The following is a 17,035-nucleotide window of genomic DNA, read 5'->3' on the forward strand; positions in this document are numbered from 1 at the left end:
CCGCTCCACACTGGGAGAGCAGCCATGTCGGGCTGTTCCATACCGCTAGTTGCTGATTCATTGCCGTTCTGCCGCTATTTCCATAAGCGCGTCATCCTCCGCCTCATCATCCAATCGCTCGATCTGCACGGCACATATCTTAAATTCGGGCATGCGGCTGATCGGATCGAGCGCCGGCACAGTCAACAGATTGACCGATTGCTCATCCCCCCAGTGAAATGGAAGGAATACCGTGCTTGGATGAATGCCTTCGCTTACCTTGAACGCTACCGTCATCGTCCCTCGCCGACTTGTCAACCGCAGACGGCTGTTCAGCTTCAGCTTCAGCCGTTCCGCTACTGAAGGATGAATCTCGGCGACGGGCTGCGGCGCCTTCTTGTTCAGCGGATCGGTGCGTCTCGTTTGCGCCCCGCTCAAATAATGGTTCGCCAGACGCCCTGTCGTCAATACATAGGGATAGCGGCGATCCGCCGGCTCGGCTGGCAGCTGCGGAACAATGCCATGGAGACGAGCTTTCCCGTCAGGGTGGGCAAAGGTGTCGGTGAACATCATGGGCGTACCGCTGTGCGACTCCTCCGGACACGGCCAGAACACGCCATGATTCTCCTTCAGCTTCGCATAGGTGATGCCCTGATAATCGGCCTTGCCGCCGGCCGATGCGCGTCTTAGCTCGGTGAAGATATCCTCTGCCTTGCTGTATGGGAAGTAAGCGCCTTTGCCGAGCAGTTCCGCCAACTTGCATAGGATTTGAAAGTCTTCTGGATTCCCCCGGAGCGGCTCCATTGCACGCTCCCGGTAAAAAACCCGACCTTCCAGATTGGTCAGCGTCCCCTCTGCTTCCATGAACGACGATCCCGGGACTAGCCAGTGCGCCAGCCTCGCTGTCTCTGTCTCGAACAGATCGATCACAACCAACAGCTTCAGCTTGCGCAGCGCCCGCTTGACCAGCGTGCTGTTCGGGCTCGATACAACCGGATTGGAACCCAGAACTAGCAGCCCTTTGATTTCCCCTCTGTCTATTTTTTCAAACAATTCATAAGCCGAAACACCCGGCCCCGGAAGCGAATCTGCTTGAATTCCCCATACAGCGCTGACATGCTCTCTGGCGGCCGGATCCTGGATGCTGCGATATCCCGGCAGCTGATCCGCCTTTTGTCCATGCTCCCTGCCCCCCTGACCGTTCGCTTGTCCGGTGATGGCCCCATATCCGCAGCCGCTTCTGCCAATTTTCCCTGTAACTAGCGACAGGTTGATATAGTTCAGCGTATTGTCCACGCCATTCGTCTGCTGCTCGATTCCCCTGGCCGTCATCACGATGCCTGTTGCCGCCGCGGCGAACTTTCTCGCCACTGTACGCACCACAGCCGCCATGACGCCCGTCCACGCTTCCACACGATCCGGCGTATAATCCTGTACAGCCTCCTTCAGTTCATCGAAACCTTCCACACGCGTTTGGATAAAGGGAAGATTGACCAAGTTCTCCTCTATCATCACATGCAGGAGCCCATTAACAAATACAGAGTCAAAACCAGGCTGCAGCCGGATGTGTACATCCGCGAGCTTCGATGTCGGCGTATTCCGCGGGTCCACGGTTACGATAAATGCGCCGCGTTTCTTCGCAGCGAGCAAATAAGGCATCATCGTCGGCTGGCATTCCGCAATGTTCGTTCCGGCCAGGATGAGACAATCGGCTCGTTCGATTTCCTCCAGCGGCATCGTCATGCCTCGGTCGATTCCAAAAGCCTTATTGCCTGCCGCTGCCGCAGAAGACATGCAATAGCGGCCGTTGTAGTCAATATAGGGAGTTTGCAGCGCAACACGGGCAAACTTCCCCAGCAGGTAGCAGAGCTCATTGGTCAACGATCCGCCGCCAAATACAGCCATGCTGTCCATTCCATATTTCGCTTGCAGCTCGCCAATTTCCCCGGCAATCTGTTCTAACGAAGCATCCCATCCCGCTTCCTCCCACTTGCTGCGGCCATCGCCTGCAAGCAGTCGCCTCCTCGGAGTCAGAACCCGGGATTCATGGAATACGTGAAGCGGCGCATGAAAGCCCTTCTGGCACAGCCTCCCGGTCGATACCGGGAAGTCCTTCCTCGGTTTGGCTGTCCACTCCCCGTCTCCAACCTCAATCTCCAACCCGCACTGCATACTGCAAAAACAGCAATGACTTAACGCCATAAGTTTCCCCTCCCCACTTACTTCCCCGCTTGCTTGGCAGCGGCGCGTTCCGCCTGGCGCGGCGTCTCGGACACCGGCTGTTCCAGCGGGCTGCGGCTCTGCTCTGTCCATTTGCGAAGCAGCTTCAACGGCTCTTTTCTGCGCAGCAGCGACTTCGCCAACTGGAATCCATCCTCATAGGAACTGACGCGGTCATACCAGAAAAAACGCAGACCCGCATTGAACACGACATGATCCTCTATAAAATGCGTCTCGTCCGTGTCCTCCCCTTCCAGGAACGACCGCAACAGCCTCACCTGCTCTTCTGCCGAATATTTGCCCACGGGCTCCCCTTGAAAACCAAACATGCGCGGATCGATATAAGAGGCTTCGTCTCCATGTGCGGTCACCTTTCGAATGGCGCTTCGCCGATCGAGCGGCAAGTCCTCCGACCCCTCAATTCCTTGCACAATGTAAGCTTTGATGAAGCCTGCACGCGACAGTACGTGAATCAGATGGTCCATTGCCGTCTGGTGGTTGACGCCAATCATCATAAAATTGGAATGAACCGGATTGACGACCTTCTCGACTGTATTAATAACAGTCCGCAGTCCCATTTCTTCGCGCAGCGCGCGCACCCGCGCAATAGGCGGACAGATGCGCTCAGTCTGGACAAATCCAATATGAAGGGTGCTGAATATGGACTCCCACGTTCTCGTGTCCAGATGGATATTAACGCCAAGCTTGCCCAACACCTCCATAATGGCTGTGCCCCGCTTGGGAGGGAGCGATTTGCCTCCATGCAGGACATGCGGAATGCCAACAGATGCCAGCAGCAGGCTGACCGGAATTGTAAACGGGATTGTATATCTGCCGTCATATGGCCCAGCGCAATTGATCGAATTCGGAAACTTTCTGAAAGGAATGGCATACTCGCGAAAGACGTCAACCAGCGCCATAATTTCGTCGTCCGACTCGCCCTTCATCCGCAGCGCCATCAAAAAGGCAGCAATCTGCACATCGCTGGCATGATTGGTGGCAATTAGCCTGGCGACTTGGACGGCCTCGTCATATGCCAAATCTCTCGAGCCTCTCTTCCCCGTCCCTACCGCTTTAATCCACGGATGCATGAATGGAGGATGCTGCTCACAGGAACCTTGCTTCATCATCAACCCTCCGATCTGGATAGTGTTAGGTTTAGTAACATTATTCCAATGTGGATCGAAATATTTTAAGATTTTCTCTATTTTATGTTATATATCCTTACAACAATAATATCGGTCATTTTGTTTGTAAGCAAGCAAAAAATAAAAAGAAACTCAATTTCTTTCTGTACAGGACAAAAGATATACGGAAATTAAAAGGTGGGACGAGAAAAAACCCGAACATTGATGTGAATAAACACAATCAACATTCGGGTTTATTTTTGAACACTTATTGTAATTCAGGTTAGCTTCCTTCACACAAAACCGATGATTAGTCTTTCTCTACAAATTCAAATTCATACTCGCCAATGCGGATCGTATCTCCATCCTCTGCGCCTTGCTCGCGCAAAGCCTGCTCTACACCGGATTTCCGCAAGATACGGGAAAGGCGGACGAACGCATCATAGGACTGGAGCTGCGTTCGCTTCATTAGCCGTTCCAATGCCGCCCCTTCTACGACGTATACTTCGTTATCCCGCTTAATCACGAAATCCTCCAGCTCATCCGTCTTCTCCAGCCGGTATACTTTGCGTTCTTCCAATTCTCCCACTTCTTCCACTGCGGGTGCGACCGGAATAGTATCAAGCAGGTCTGCTGCCTTGTAAATCATGTCCTGCACCCCTTGCCGGGTCGCAGCAGAGATTGGGATAATTTCCGGCACTTCTCCATCCTGGGCCAATTCCTCTCGGAAACGCTCCAAATTCGCTTCGGCGTCCGGGATATCCATCTTGTTCGCCACGATGATTTGCGGCCTTTCGGCCAGCTTCGCATTATAGAGTTCGAGCTCGCGATTAATCTGCCTGTAATCCTGAACCGGGTCCCGGCCTTCTGTCGCCGCCATATCGATAACATGAAGAATCACGCGCGTCCGCTCTACATGACGGAGAAATTCATGTCCGAGCCCGACTCCTTCATGCGCGCCTTCTATCAGACCCGGCAAGTCTGCCATCACGAAGCTTCTGTCATCCCCAACTGATACCACTCCCAGATTCGGGGTGATGGTGGTGAAGTGATAGGCGCCGGTCTTGGGCTTTGCCGCAGATACAACCGAGAGCAGAGTGGATTTTCCCACGCTGGGGAATCCCACCAATCCGACATCTGCCATCACCTTAAGCTCCAGTTCTACGTAGCGCTCCTGACCTTCCTCGCCATTCTCGGCAATGTATGGCGCCGGGTTGCTGGGCGTTGCGAACCGAACGTTGCCGCGTCCGCCGCGTCCGCCGCGCGCTATGACAGCTTCCTGACCGTGCTGGACCAAATCCACAATGACTTCGCCCGTATCGGAGTCCGTGACCGTGGTGCCTGGCGGCACGCGCAGAATGAGATCTTCGGCATTTGCGCCGTGCTGGTTTTTGGGCTTCCCTTTTTCTCCTCGCGCTGCCTTAAAGTGTTTCTGGTATTTAAAATCCATCAGTGTCCGCAAGCCTTCATCTACTCGGAATATGATGTCCCCGCCGTTCCCGCCATCACCGCCCGCAGGACCGCCTTCCGCTACATACTTTTCCCTTCTGAAGGCGACCAGTCCGTCGCCGCCGTCGCCGCCCTTCAGATATATCTTCGCTTTATCCACAAACATTATTTTCACCTCATAGCACTGCCTGATCGATTCTATGCAGTCAATGGAACTCTCATGGTCACTGTCAGCCAGCCCTCATGCTCATCCCACTGCAGACTCGTCCCTAGCCGCTTATCGTGCTGATCGAGGAAGCCTCCCGCCAAGCGGTGCAGCGCCTCAGTCTCATATTCGCCCTCATATTCATATACCGCGAATAATTCCGCATTTTCCACGTATACCGCAACAGTCAATTGATTGGATGCATGGCCCTCGACCGCAATTTGCTCGAACATGTCCGTCAGACCCATGATGCGAGAAGCCACATAGCCACTGTCCAAAGGAAGCTTGTGCAGCTGAACGTCCTCATCCGATTCGACCGTAAGCTGCAGCTTTCGGCTCAACGCGCCAAGGGTATACATATGTATAATTAAATCCGGTATGCCCCAACGGAACATATGGCTTTCCTGCGTCGCCCTATCCTTTAGGATTTCCACAAAGTCCTTTAATTTATCATATTTCTTCAATTGCAAATAACCCATCAGCAGCTGTATGTCATTCATATAATCATGCCGCCGCATGCTTACCGCCTGTACGAAAGTTTCTTTCAACGCTTGTTCCTTGGATTGACCTTCGGATTCTTGATGATCCTGGCTCAACTTGCTTGTCTCAGGCTTCCGCTCAGGGTAAAAAGCCAGCACGAAGCATCCGATGGCTGCAGCGGACAGGACAGCGCTCAACACGATGGAATCTGCTGTCCACGACCCTATCCACATCATTGTTCCTGCGGCTCCTGTAAGCAAGCCCCGCAAAGCCTTCCGCCTCATCTCGATGCCTCACGCCCCTTCCTCGCGCCACGATTGTAAAGCCTATCAGAATTTTTTTTAATTCCAATATGTAAAAAAATCCTGGCGAGAATCAACCACCAGGATTTCTTTTGTCCCGTTCATGCAGTTTACGCTTCCACTGCTGCCTCAACAGGATATACGCTCACTTTTTTGCGATCGCGTCCCCAACGTTCGAACTTCACAGTGCCTTCAACCTTGGCGAACAATGTGTCGTCCGATCCGATGCCTACATTCGTGCCCGGATGAATCTTCGTTCCACGTTGGCGAACGAGAATGTTGCCGGCCTTCACCAGCTGACCGTCTGCACGCTTGGCGCCCAGACGCTTCGCGATGCTGTCCCGTCCGTTCTTCGTGGAACCGACACCCTTCTTCGAAGCGAATAACTGCAGATCAAGTTTAAGCATAGGGATCTCCTCCTTTATTTGGTTTATTCTAGCCCTTCACGGGATATGCGGACAAAATCACCGTAGCTGTCTGCGATGGTGAGCAGCATTTGCTCCATCGTCTCCAGAATGGTTTGAACCTTCTCTGCTGCAGCGGAATTCCGGCATGCGGCCGGCAGCTGCATTTCAAGAAAGCCCGGCTCCATCTCGGTTGCCGGTACAACACCAGTCAGCGCTTCAACAGCATTGACCGCGCCAACGGCAACGGCGGAAACCCCTGCGCAGACGATGTCTTTCCCCGGATCATCATAATAGGCATGACCGCTCACGCGAAAGCCTGTAATGACAGCATCAGCCTGGCGGAAAATGCGCACGTTGATCACGGCAATTTACCCTTTAAGCCTGAATTTTTTCAATTACCACTTTCGTGTAAGGCTGACGATGGCCTTGCTTACGACGGTAATTTTTCTTGGCTTTATACTTATACACGATGATCTTCCTGTTTTTTCCTTGCTTCTCGACTTTAGCGGAAACACTCGCTCCTGCAACAAGCGGAGTACCTGCTACCAGGCCTTCCCCCTTGGATACCGCGAGCACACGGTCAAAGGTTACCGAATCCCCTTCGGAAGCTTCCAATTTTTCGATAAACAGCACATCGCCTTCTTGCACTCTGTACTGCTTGCCGCCAGTTTCAATAATTGCGTACATGGTCTGCACCTCCTCATGTCTCAGACTCGCCCGACAAATCAGGTGAAACGCCCATCCGTTCAGACACGGCGTTCGCTTGTCAAACCCGATCGGTGCGGTTACAGCATGTGCGTGGCACACACTCAATGATTGATGATACCATATCTTTCGATTCTAGGCAACCACATGTTCATAGAGACAGCTTCAGATCCATCCGGTACCTTGACATTGCGGGCATTTCCGTTCGAGCGGCTCGGCGTGCTCGCGCACTTTTTTGCGTGTCAGCTCCAGAAGCCCGAGCTTCGTCCATCCGACAACGGTCACTTTCGTGCGGTCTTTCTTCAGATAATGCTCCAGCGCAATGCGAACCGCTTCCTTATGCGTTTCATTCAGCATATCGATAAAATCGACGATCACGATCCCGCCGATATCGCGCAGCCGCAGTACGCGCGCGATCGTTTCTGCCGCTTCCATGTTCGTCGCATAGACGGTTTCTTCCAGGTCCGTCGTCCCGGTGAATTTCCCCGTATTCACATCGATAACTGTCAATGCCTCGGTATGATCAATCATTAAGTATCCGCCATTATCCAGCCAAATCTTCGGCTTGAAGATGCGGTCCATTTCCTTTTGTGCGCCAAACCTGTCAAACAGATGGCCGCCATTGTCCAAGCGAACCCTTGCCACGCATTCCTGAGCAATATCCGCTACCTGCGTGCAGAGTTCCTGGTACAGCATTTCATTTCCGGCAATGATTTCTTCCACATCGCTTGTCAGCAGATCCCGCATCCATTTTCTCAGCACATTGCGCTCGCTGTACAGCTCGCGGGGCGCTTTGGCCTGCTTCGCATGCACGATGATCTCTCGCCAGGTACCCCTTAATCTCTGCAAATCACGAAGAAGCGCAGACTCATTCTCTCCCTCCGCGACCGTGCGAACAATGAGTCCTTCCTCCGATTCCAGCAGCTGTTCGGCCAGTTCCTTCAGCCTCAATCTTTCCGCCTCATCCTCAATCTTCCTGGACACGCCGACATAATCCGCTTCCGGCATATAGACAAGCCAGCGTCCCGGGAGCGCGATATGCGTCGTTACCCGCGCACCCTTCGTGCCAATCGCCTCTTTGGATACCTGGACTACCAATTCCTGCCCTTCCTGTACAAGCTCCTGGATAGACGGCTTCTCCTTCGGCTGTTTTTCCAAATGAGCCGGCAGCAAATCATCCCTGTATAGAAAAGCATTCCTCGAATGTCCTATGTCGACAAATGCCGCCTGCATGCCCGGCAGCACATTGACCACCCGTCCTTTATACACGCTGCCAACCCCGTACTCTTTGGCTCCGCTCTCCGTAAACACCTCTGCTAAGCGGTTCTGTTCCAGAAGCGCCAATCTGACGACATTGCCCCCGCCTTCGACCAAGATCTGTTTCATTCTCTACACCTCTTGTCCCCAGCCTTTCTTTACATTTTACATGAAAAGGCTGGAGACTGCACTTCTTCCGTTATTTCGGTTGAAATAATGGCGAATCAATGCCTGTTCACGTATGATCCGCCTTATCCCCCCATGCTCGTCAGCGATGTAAATCAAATGCTGCCTGTCCCTCATCAGCATGCGCACAATTTCCCCGACGGTTTGCTCTCTATGCACGATGATAGGCAGAGCCATTCCACTTGCCCGATCAAACTGCTCGCGCTTCATGAGAAAGCGGACAAAGTGATATGGCAGCCCGCGTTTGTGCTCCCAATTTGCATAGCACAGAAACAGCCCGATGGCGATCGCATTCAAGTGGACGTTGTGCGCGAAGGAATAACTTAATGCGCCTGTCAAAAACAAGACACTGGTCGCCAGGCTTGCCCATGCAGTCGCTTGCAGAGCTCGATAGTAGCTTAGATAACAGCTGATCAGCGCCTGCACGATTTTCCCTCCATCCAATGGCAAAATCGGCAGCAGGTTGAACATCCCGATCATCAGGTTCGCTTCAATGAAATATTGGCTCCATTCCACCGACCACCATCCGCACTCCCGCATCAGCCAGGCGAAGCCAATCAGCCACACATGCTGAAGCGGTCCGGCAGCGGCGACCGCCAATTCCTCCAGAACAGGCACTGCGCCCTTGTCCTCTACAATCGCGACCCCGCCAAATGGAAGCAGCTGCACCTCCTGCACCTGCCAGCCGAGCGCTTTGGCCATGCCGACATGCCCCATTTCATGGGCGAGCACAATGACAAACAATGTGATGATCTCTACAAATGCGCCAGTTAGCACGGAAAAGGCCAGTACAAAATGAAACAACGGGTGGATGCGAAAGCGAAACCCCAAATGCTTCTGTCCGAATCCCTTAATCAAACGCTACCACTTCCGTCGGGTCCAGAGGTTTGTTGTCCTGCTTCAATGCGAACAGAATGGCCGGTTCCCCCCCAATTGTGCCGGGGCTCCCGATAGCCTCCCCCCCCTTTCACCCAATCATGTACGGCGAGCGCAGTGTCTGCCAATCCTGCATAAAACGTCCGGTAGCCTTCCACATGCTGAATCACTACCTCGTAGCCGCTCCGCTTCTCCGCTACTGAAAGGACGCGGCCTTCAGCAAAGGCGACAACCGGTTCATGCCCGCTTCCCGCGATATGCCAAACTCCCTCGCGCGCGTCCCGCAGTTCAATCCGTCCGTGCATCGGTGCGAATACCGCCATGGATACGGGGGCGTTCACCTTCTCGACTTGTGCTTGTTCCGAACTCCGAAAGGATGGAATAAAGGAAGGGGCACCGTCAAACCAGGACTCGTACCACACGGCCACTGAATTGAAATCACTTTGCTGTGTGAGGGTTTGCCGCACCAGTTCTTGTCCCGGTTCAGCCCAATCCCGATCCACCTGAAAAAGTCCCCATACCAGCACAAATAGGGCGGCGCTAACGACTAGCTTTCCGCCCAGTTCACCGGCCAGAGGGTTGAATCCGCCTCCCGGCCGCCACGACTCCCCACTGCTGTCCGAGCTGTGAATCTCCCAGGGATTGTCACGGTATTTCCAGGCCAGCTCCGGGTCGTCAAACTGAGGAGTTTCAGCTGGACGAGCGGAAGACAAGCGATCCTGCTTCACTCCGTCCGTTCCGCTGCGAGCTGCAGGTTTGGCGTGACGGAGCGCGCGAATACGTTCTTGTCTGCGCTGGCGTACTTTATCGAATGTCTTCATAACGAGATTCCCTCCGCTATAGTAATCATACTTACTATAAACGGTATGAGAGAACCTGTCCGACTATGACTTGTCTCACACACAGACTTACTCGGTTGCCTTGAACATGGAGGCCTTCTCCCGGTTAATCCGCACGCTAATCGCCAGGCCTACAGAAAGCATGTTGATTAAGAGCGAGGTGCCGCCATAACTAATAAAGGGCAGCGTTATTCCGGTTAGCGGCATCAGCCCCAAAAACATGCCGATGTTCTCAAAGATCTGAAAAACGAACATCGATACGATGCCGATTATGATATAGGACCCGCCCCGATGGTCCGATTGAATGGCAATCAGAATCATGCGGTACAGGAGCAGGAAATAAAGGAGCAGCAGCGCCGAGGCGCCGACGAAGCCAAATTCCTCCCCGACCACAATAAAGATGGAATCGGAATACGTAAAAGGTACGAACCCTTTCTTCGACCAATCGCCAGCCAGATAGCCTGTACCGTACAATCCTCCCGAACCAATGGCGATCTGCGAATTCTCCACCTGATAGCGTTCATCATCCGATACGCTGTCCGGATCCAGGAATGTATCAATCCGGGACATCCAGTGCGCGCCGCCGTGTTCCTTCAGAAAAACAGCAATTTCATCATGATAGGTCGTATACAGATAGAGTGACCCGGCCACAACCGCCGCAAAGAGCACCGCCCCAATCAGGACAATACTGTATCGCACATTGCCAATCCACAGCATGCCGACCAGAATCACCAAGTAAATAATGGCATTGCCCAAATCCGGTTGAATCAGCACCAGCGCAAAAGGCACGACGCCGATTAACCCGATCGGCAGCAAGTCGCGTATCAGCCCCAGCGGCTCTCCCTTGCGGCGGTGGATCATATAAGCCACCATAATAATCAAGGTCAGCTTCATCAATTCAGCTGGCTGAAAGAGCAAATCTCCGAACGGGAGTTTAAACCATCCTTTGGCGCCATTAATCTCCACGCCAAAAAGATAAACAGCGATAACCAAGGCTATGCTAATGGCATACCAGATCGGCGCGCCTTTCAGCAGCAGCCGATAATCGATAAAAGCGGTGCAAAAAAGCGCGATCAGGCCAACGCCATAAAAAATGATGTTTTTCACTTCGTAACCGGCGTACCCTGGACCTGCGCTTACAATGGCGCTGTGGATCAAAGCTGTGCTAACACCTGAAAATATAAGTAAGATGGCAACGATAACCCAGTCGATCTTTTTTAATTTATCCAGCAAAATGGACTCATCCTAACCCGAATAACTTTTTCACTTTGGCCAGCATTCCTTCCTTGCCTTCCAATGGCATAAGCGGGACACTGTCCCCCAGTATGCGTCGCGCAATATTTCGATAAGCGAGCGATGCCTTGGAATTCGGGTTCACCACGGTTGGCTCCCCCTTGTTGGCAGCCTTAATGACGTATTCATCATCCGGCACGATGCCAATTAAGTCAATGGCCAACACTTGGCAGATCTCATCGATATCCAGCATATCCCCTGATTTCAGCATATTCGGGCGAATGCGGTTGATGATCAATTTCGGGGACTTGATATTTTCCCCTTCCAGCAATCCTATAATGCGATCCGCATCGCGGACAGCCGCATTCTCCGGCGTCGTCACGACTATCGCTTGATCGGCGCCGGACACTGCGTTTCGGAAGCCTTGTTCAATGCCTGCCGGACAATCGATAATGACATAATCGCTCTCGCGCTTCAGTTGGATCACGATTTCCTCTACTTGCTCGGGTGTCACGGAATGCTTGTCCTTAGTCTGCGCTGCAGGAAGCATGTACAGTTCGTTGAAGCGCTTATCTTTCACCAATGCCTGGGGCAATCGGCATCTGCCTTCCACCACATCGACCAAATCGTATATGATGCGATTTTCCAGTCCCATGACGACGTCCAGATTACGCAGTCCAATATCGGTGTCCACCATGACAACCTTTTTGCCCAGCAGCGCAAGTGCGGTGCCAATGTTCGCCGAGGTGGTCGTCTTTCCGACGCCTCCTTTGCCGGAGGTTATGACAATCGCTTCTCCCACATTCTTCACACTCCTTTGTACTCTCGGATATCCGGTCGTATCTTGTGAAGCTGATTCAGCTTGTTGATTTCCATCTTACCCTCGTTCAAATAGGCAAAGTCCATATGGGTCTCGTCAAAGCCCCATTCGTCGGGCGGGCGACTGATGACCCCCGCTATGCGCAATTGAGTAGGCCGCATATGCGAAGCCGCTATGACAGCCGACTCATCCCCCTCCGATCCGGCATGTGCCAAGCCCCGAAGGGAACCCATAATGAATATATCTCCCTTGGCAATAATGGAGCCTCCAGGATTGATATCGCCGATAAACAGAACGCTGCCGCTGCACGTGAAGGTTTGCCCCGATCGCACAATCCCCTTGTGAACCAGCAAGCGATCATGCTTGTTAGCCGCCTCCTCATCCTCTTCGTTCTCGATGCGCTGCACGATCAGATTGCCCCGGCTTTTGATCGTGGTTAACAACGCTTCCTTGTCGGATTCGGATATTTTCCGCCTGCCCAGCTTGACGAACACATGAATAATCGGACCTGTCAATATTTTCTGATGCGTCTTTTCCAGTTTATAACGAAGCTCCTGAAGCAAGGTCTCAAACGAACAGGAGTCATCCAGCAGAAAGATCAAGCCTTCCTTATTCCCTTTTATGGTCACATGATGTTTCTCGGCCGCCATTCTCCCCATTCCCTCCCAGACTTATCAATTCGCTTTCCGGCCGACGAATTCCTGCCGTGCAAGCGATACCCCGTTTATCCGCTTTCCTCCTGCTTGGACTTCGTCCCAGACCGCTCCAGTAATGTTCGGATCGGCACATAAAGCAGCAAAGCCATCAACAGGTTGAACGCCAGACTAGGGAGGATCCGGTGCAACAACAGCCACAGCCATGTCTCCTCATGGATTGCAAAAAACGTGTACATTAAATACACGACACCGTCAAAGAAAACCAAACCGCCTGCAGTTGCAGCTAATACATGAAGCACATGCCAATGACTTCGATTCGGAAACAGCCCCGCGCCGTACCCGGTCAAACCAGCGGCAAAAGCATACAAGCCCAGCATATACCCATAATAGATGATGTCATGCAGGAAGCCAAACAGCAGGCCCGCCGCCAATGCGAAATGTCTGCCAACGAAAAAACCGCAAAAAATGACGACGATTAGAACAAGATGCGGGGAAATTTGTGACTGAAGGCCGGGCGGTATCAGCCAAGGCATCAGGCCCCCCTCCAGGAGGAAGAGCAGCAGCATAATCCACCATATAGCTGTACGCTTCATTCTTCAACCTCTTCCAACCACGGCACTTCCACGACGAACACTTCGCGCAAATGCTCTAGGCTGGCCGCAGGCTTGATCCGCGCAATATGCGTCAGTCCCTCGCCGACCTCTCTGTGCTCTACTGTTCCAATCACCAGCCCGGCGGGGAAGACATGACCGAAATCCGAGGTTACAACCGTATCTCCGGCCTTAAGCGCGTCTTGGCTGCTGATTTTGGACATGATCAATTCCCCTGTTGACCGATCGAAATTTTCTATGACACCGAATGAATCCTGATTTTCCCTTACGGTTACTGCGATGCCCTTCGTATTCTGAGCCTTGTCATCGATGCTGGTATAAGGTTGAACATAGGAGAAAAATGGCGTGACCCTGGTGACTCTGCCGATAAACCCTTCCGGCGTGACAACAGCCCAATCCACCTCAATACCGTCATTGGAACCGAGATCGATCTTGATCGTTTGCGATTCGGTATCCGGACTGACCGCCACGACTTTAGCAAGTCGATACATATATTTGTCCGATTGTTTCTGTCTTTCCGTGAAGGCCAAGGCATCCTGCAGCCGGCCGTTCTCTTCCTCCAACGCGTTCAAGCGCGCTACATCCCCGGCATAGCGAGTGAGCGTGCGCTTCAACGCCTCATTCTCCGCATGAATGCGCCGCAGCTCGCCAATATCCTGAAAGAAGCCCGCTATCATGCCAGCGGGCTTGTAAATCAGACCTTGCGTCCACGAAACGGTATCGTTCAAAAATTTCTCTGGCCAGGTTACGGGCTCTCTCACACCGCGCGTCAATCCCATGATCGCGATAAAAAAGATCAGCGCGAACAACAGTATGAATAGCCGCTTGTTCCCCATAAATTTCATAAAACCCAACACCTGCTAACATTGTTGTTTGTTCAAGCTAACCTACCTGCGCACCTTGGAGGCAGGACCGGAGCTTGTTTTGAACAGATGGATATTCTCCAGCGCCCGTCCGGTGCCGATCGCCACACAGTCGAGAGGGTTGTCGGCTACCACTACCGGCATTCCGGTCTCCTCAGCCAAAAGCCGGTCCAAATTGCGAAGCAGCGCTCCGCCTCCCGTCAACACGATCCCGCGGTCCATAATATCTGCCGCCAATTCGGGCGGGCAGCGCTCCAGCGTATTCTTCACTGCCTCTACAATGCTGCCTACTGTATCCGACAGCGCGTCCGTAATCTCATGTGACGTAATCGCAATGGTCTTGGGCAAGCCGCTTACCAAATCCCGTCCCCGAATTTCTATGGATTCCATCGGGTCCAGCTTTGTCGCCGAGGCAATTTCCATTTTCATCTGTTCCGCGGTTCTTTCGCCAATCATCAGATTATAGGTGCGCTTAATGTATTGGATGATGGCGTCATCCATCTCGTCACCGGCTACGCGGACAGATTTGGCCGTAACAATGCCGCCAAGCGAAATGACCGCGACTTCTGTCGTGCCCCCGCCGATATCAACTACCATGCTGCCGGTCGGTTCCCACACGGGAAGGTCTGCGCCAATGGCGGCAGCGAATGGTTCTTCAATCGTAAATGCCTGCTTGGCTCCAGCCTGGCGGGTTGCATCTTCGACCGCCCGCTTCTCCACCGCTGTAATACCGGAAGGCACGCAAACCATAACATCCGGGTGTCTTGGAAACAGCATGCGCTGCTTTTGCGCTTTGCGGATAAAATACTTGATCATCGTAGCCGTCGTTTCAAAATCGGCGATGACGCCGTCCTTCATCGGTCTGACCGCCCGAATATTGCCCGGCGTGCGGCCGATCATCTTCTTGGCGTCTTCGCCGACAGCTTCTATCGTCTTCGTGTCAGTTCGCAATGCTACTACCGAAGGTTCCCTGACGACTATGCCTTTGCCTTTTACATACACCAGTGTGTTGGCTGTCCCTAAATCAATGCCTAAATCTTTTGTAAAACCACCGAACATGGTTAATCCCCTTCCTGTCTTTCGGCAAGCCGTCTGTATATTTCGTTGCGGTCTGTGTTCCCATTATATTATAACAAGCCTTGCTCCTTCAAACTGATAAAATCTTGATCGCCTACAATGACGTGGTCAAGCAGCTCTATTCCGACGATTTGACCCGCTTCAGCGAGGCGCCTAGTGATCTGGATATCCTCCGGACTCGGAGTCGGATCTCCGCTAGGATGATTGTGCACGCAGATGATCGAAGCGCATGCCCGCTTCATCGCCGCCCGAAACACCTCTCTCGGGTGCACAATCGACGCATTCAGACTGCCAACAGACAGCGTCTCATGTCCAATAACGCCATTCTTCGTGTTCAAATACAGGCAAATAAAGTGTTCATTGCATAAATATCGGACATCTTCCTTGATATAATCTGCCACATCCTGCGGGGAATGTATGCGGAAGGCGTTCTTCTTCGCCGTGCGCGCAAGACGCTTGCCCAGTTCAATGCCCGCCTTGATCTGCAGGGCCTTGGCTGTGCCAATTCCCTTGATGGCCGTCAGTTGCTCCACACTCATATCCACAAGATTGTGCAGTCCTTCTGCCTCTCGCAGCAGACGCTGAGCCAGCGCAATGGCTGATTCCGACTGCGTGCCTGTTCGAATCAGTATGGCCAGCAGCTCCGCATTGGCCAAAGCCTGTTCGCCGGAAGCAAGCATCCGCTCCCTCGGCCGCTCCCCGGCAGGAAGCTCTCTAAGCATCATGGCAGTTGACATGAAATCCCCTCTCTCCCAGTGTCTCTACCGACACTTATTCCAATTCGTCCAGCATATCTGCAAGCAGCGACAAAGGCAACCCTACAACATTGAAATAGCATCCTTCAATCCGGTCCACAAACAGTGCGCCTCTTCCCTGAATCGCATAGGCTCCCGCCTTGTCCATCGGTTCTCCTGTTTCAACGTAACTGCGGATTTGAGCATCAGACAAGGGCTTCATATGGACGCGGGTGCTGCGATGGCGAACGCTCCTCGTCCCCTGCTTCAAATCAATGCAGGCAATACCGGAATACACTTCATGCCATTGGCCTTGAAGACGCTGGAGCATGGCTGCGGCTTCCTGCTCATCGGTCGGTTTCCCCAATACCGTGCCTTGAATGGCGACCACCGTGTCGGAGCCGATCACGATGCCATCCTGGCCAGTGTTCCTGCACCTTGCCGCTGCCGCATCCGCCTTACGCAGGGAAAGCTGCTCGACCGTGTCTACCGGCGAGGCTCCCGGCGGCATTGTTTCATCTACGTCTGTCGGCTCTATTCGTACAGGCAAGTGGAACATTCGAATCAATTCCTGCCTGCGAGGTGATGAGGAGGCCAGGATCAGCGGCCTGTCTGCTGTAATCTTCATCGCGATTCCCCTTCGTCTATAATTTGCGATAAAACCAGAAAGCAGCGATCAAACCGAAAATGCTGATCAAATTCAGTTTAACCTGAATGTAAAGATCATATTGAATGACTTGGAAATTTGCTTTAGGCTCCCATGTGATTGCCGCGGATTTCGTTAGAAACGACAACGCCCTAACGGGCGTCAGCAATTCCGAAATAATCGTTGCAACCAGTAAGCCTATGGCCAAAAAAAAGAGCAGCGTGAATGTGTTTTTCTTCAAAGCCAAACTTCCTCCCCGGTGCTTATTGATAAAAAACGTACTGCCGGAAAAACAAAGCTGAGGACCCCAGCATGCGAATATATGTTCTTTTTTTCTATTTTACATTAGCCACTATTTCCCTG

General features: G+C 52.7%; 19 protein-coding genes. All 19 read right to left on the reverse strand.

Translation table 11 applies throughout. From position 1 onward, the window contains the following. Positions 1-57: 57 nt before the first annotated feature. Positions 58-2,181, reverse strand: coding sequence for a molybdopterin oxidoreductase family protein (locus XYCOK13_RS14765; protein ID WP_213412928.1), 2,124 nt, complete (start codon positions 2,179-2,181; stop codon positions 58-60). Between the two features lie 17 nt (positions 2,182-2,198). Beyond that, positions 2,199-3,326, reverse strand: coding sequence for an anthranilate phosphoribosyltransferase (locus tag XYCOK13_RS14770; protein WP_244865178.1), 1,128 nt, complete (start codon positions 3,324-3,326; stop codon positions 2,199-2,201). Positions 3,327-3,636: 310 nt separating this feature from the next. Continuing rightward, complete coding sequence (obgE, locus tag XYCOK13_RS14775; protein ID WP_213412929.1) at positions 3,637-4,941, reverse strand: GTPase ObgE; 1,305 nt, start codon at positions 4,939-4,941, stop codon at positions 3,637-3,639. Between the two features lie 32 nt (positions 4,942-4,973). Next, on the reverse strand, positions 4,974-5,696 hold the full coding sequence (locus XYCOK13_RS14780; protein ID WP_213412930.1) for a Spo0B domain-containing protein: 723 nt from the start codon (positions 5,694-5,696) through the stop codon (positions 4,974-4,976). A 176-nt stretch (positions 5,697-5,872) separates the two neighbouring features. Then, on the reverse strand, positions 5,873-6,169 hold the full coding sequence (gene rpmA, locus XYCOK13_RS14785) for a 50S ribosomal protein L27 (protein WP_213412931.1): 297 nt from the start codon (positions 6,167-6,169) through the stop codon (positions 5,873-5,875). Between the two features lie 23 nt (positions 6,170-6,192). Further along, positions 6,193-6,531, reverse strand: coding sequence for a ribosomal-processing cysteine protease Prp (locus tag XYCOK13_RS14790; protein ID WP_213412932.1), 339 nt, complete (start codon positions 6,529-6,531; stop codon positions 6,193-6,195). 13 nt (positions 6,532-6,544) lie between these two features. Continuing rightward, a complete protein-coding gene (gene rplU, locus XYCOK13_RS14795) occupies positions 6,545-6,856 on the reverse strand; it encodes a 50S ribosomal protein L21 (RefSeq protein ID WP_213412933.1) in 312 nt (103 codons plus the stop codon). A gap of 183 nt (positions 6,857-7,039) precedes the next feature. Then, the gene (locus XYCOK13_RS14800) at positions 7,040-8,260 is read right to left on the reverse strand and encodes an Rne/Rng family ribonuclease (protein ID WP_213412934.1); all 1,221 of its coding nucleotides are present in this window, start codon (positions 8,258-8,260) and stop codon (positions 7,040-7,042) included. A 36-nt stretch (positions 8,261-8,296) separates the two neighbouring features. After that, on the reverse strand, positions 8,297-9,175 hold the full coding sequence (locus XYCOK13_RS14805; RefSeq protein WP_213412935.1) for a M50 family metallopeptidase: 879 nt from the start codon (positions 9,173-9,175) through the stop codon (positions 8,297-8,299). Beyond that, entirely contained in the window at positions 9,172-10,014 is an 843-nt protein-coding gene (locus tag XYCOK13_RS14810) for a M23 family metallopeptidase (protein ID WP_213412936.1), read from the reverse strand. The genes XYCOK13_RS14805 and XYCOK13_RS14810 overlap by 4 nt, the downstream gene beginning before the upstream one ends. An 87-nt stretch (positions 10,015-10,101) precedes the next feature. Continuing rightward, a complete protein-coding gene (locus XYCOK13_RS14815) occupies positions 10,102-11,265 on the reverse strand; it encodes an FtsW/RodA/SpoVE family cell cycle protein (RefSeq protein ID WP_213412937.1) in 1,164 nt (387 codons plus the stop codon). A 7-nt stretch (positions 11,266-11,272) separates the two neighbouring features. Continuing rightward, positions 11,273-12,067 carry a septum site-determining protein MinD gene (gene minD / locus XYCOK13_RS14820; protein WP_213412938.1) on the reverse strand — a complete coding sequence of 265 codons (795 nt, stop codon included), beginning with the start codon at positions 12,065-12,067 and terminating at the stop codon, positions 11,273-11,275. 5 nt (positions 12,068-12,072) lie between these two features. Continuing rightward, positions 12,073-12,735: a septum site-determining protein MinC gene (gene minC, locus XYCOK13_RS14825; protein ID WP_213412939.1), complete on the reverse strand. Its 663-nt coding sequence runs from the start codon at positions 12,733-12,735 to the stop codon at positions 12,073-12,075. 74 nt (positions 12,736-12,809) lie between these two features. Then, positions 12,810-13,334 carry a rod shape-determining protein MreD gene (mreD, locus tag XYCOK13_RS14830; RefSeq protein WP_213412940.1) on the reverse strand — a complete coding sequence of 175 codons (525 nt, stop codon included), beginning with the start codon at positions 13,332-13,334 and terminating at the stop codon, positions 12,810-12,812. Beyond that, on the reverse strand, positions 13,331-14,197 hold the full coding sequence (gene mreC, locus XYCOK13_RS14835; protein ID WP_213412941.1) for a rod shape-determining protein MreC: 867 nt from the start codon (positions 14,195-14,197) through the stop codon (positions 13,331-13,333). The genes mreD and mreC overlap by 4 nt, the downstream gene beginning before the upstream one ends. 42 nt (positions 14,198-14,239) lie before the next feature. Next, positions 14,240-15,274 (reverse strand): rod shape-determining protein, encoded by a 1,035-nt coding sequence (locus XYCOK13_RS14840; RefSeq protein WP_213412942.1) that lies wholly within the window; start codon positions 15,272-15,274, stop codon positions 14,240-14,242. A 68-nt stretch (positions 15,275-15,342) separates the two neighbouring features. Continuing rightward, the gene (radC, locus tag XYCOK13_RS14845) at positions 15,343-16,029 is read right to left on the reverse strand and encodes a RadC family protein (RefSeq protein WP_244865179.1); all 687 of its coding nucleotides are present in this window, start codon (positions 16,027-16,029) and stop codon (positions 15,343-15,345) included. Positions 16,030-16,063: 34 nt separating this feature from the next. Next, positions 16,064-16,654 carry a Maf family protein gene (locus XYCOK13_RS14850; RefSeq protein WP_213412943.1) on the reverse strand — a complete coding sequence of 197 codons (591 nt, stop codon included), beginning with the start codon at positions 16,652-16,654 and terminating at the stop codon, positions 16,064-16,066. Positions 16,655-16,670: 16 nt separating this feature from the next. Next, positions 16,671-16,913: a DUF4321 domain-containing protein gene (locus XYCOK13_RS14855; protein WP_213412944.1), complete on the reverse strand. Its 243-nt coding sequence runs from the start codon at positions 16,911-16,913 to the stop codon at positions 16,671-16,673. Between the last annotated feature and the right edge of the window lie 122 nt (positions 16,914-17,035).

Origin of the sequence: Xylanibacillus composti, from assembly GCF_018403685.1 — a bacterium.
Classification (GTDB): domain Bacteria; phylum Bacillota; class Bacilli; order Paenibacillales; family K13; genus Xylanibacillus; species Xylanibacillus composti.